The following is a 1,119-nucleotide window of genomic DNA, read 5'->3' on the forward strand; positions in this document are numbered from 1 at the left end:
CCGTTGATATTTCACCGAACCGTCTGGCACGATTTTTTACGGCGGAAGCTGACGGCAACCGCTACCGGATTCATAAAAATATCCGCGATATGTTGGTCTTTTCTGAACACAATGTCATTAAAGATCCGCCCTTCTCCAAACTTGACCTTATCAGTTGCCGTAACCTGCTGATTTATCTGACTTCTGAGTTACAAAAAAAGCTTATACCGCTATTTCACTACGCGCTAAACCCGGGCGGCACCCTGTTCCTGGGTAGCTCGGAAAGCGTCGGTGAGTTTGACGATGTCTTTATCGCACTCGACCGCAAGGCCAAGCTGTACCAACGCAAAGAATATGCTTATAAGCAATCAAACCAACATCCCGGTAATTTTATGCCGCCAATGACCACGCGTGAAGTACCGCTGCTACGCGCGCCCGGGAAAACAGACAAGACCGTAAAACTATCATTACGAGAGCTAACCGAACAAACCCTGTTACAACAGGTCGCACCAGCCAGCGCCCTCGTCAATAGCCAGGGTGATATTCTCTATTTACATGGCCGCACCGGCAGGTATCTGGAGCCGGCTCCCGGTGAGTCCGGTATTAATAATATGCTAAAAATGGCCCGTGAAGGGCTAAAGTTAGACCTGACTACCAGCTTGCACAAAGCGGTACGCTTATCAGAGCGCGTCTACTGCCCCGGCCTGCGTGTTAAAACCAACGGTCACTTTACTTTGGTCAACGTAACCATACATCCGGTAACCACAAGCCCAACAACGCAGCAAGCTTCTCTGTACCTGGTTACCCTGGAGGAAGCTCAGGCAACGCAGAACCCTGAAACAAATGCAGACGCAGGTACACCGAGCGCCGAAATAGACGCAGACGCACGCGTCAAGGTGCTGAAGCAGCAATTGCGCCAAAAAGACGAGTACATGCAAGTTTTTCACGAGGAACTGGAAACGTCCAACGAAGAATTAAAGAGCTCAAATGAAGAAATGCAGTCAGTCAATGAAGAATTGCAATCAACCAACGAGGAACTGGAAACCTCCAAAGAAGAATTGCAATCCGTTAATGAAGAACTTGCGACCGTCAATGCCGAGTTACAAACCAAACTGACAGATTTATCGCGAGCCAATAACG

1 protein-coding gene is annotated in these 1,119 nt (G+C 48.8%); it reads left to right on the forward strand.

Going from position 1 to position 1,119, the window contains the following annotated elements; all coding sequences use genetic code 11:
• Nucleotides 1–1,119: CheR family methyltransferase (locus N7974_RS20580; RefSeq protein WP_317451644.1), on the forward strand; the 1,119-nt coding region annotated here is incomplete at both ends.

Source organism: Methylobacter psychrophilus, from assembly GCF_025583945.1.
Taxonomy (GTDB): domain Bacteria; phylum Pseudomonadota; class Gammaproteobacteria; order Methylococcales; family Methylomonadaceae; genus Methylobacter_C; species Methylobacter_C psychrophilus.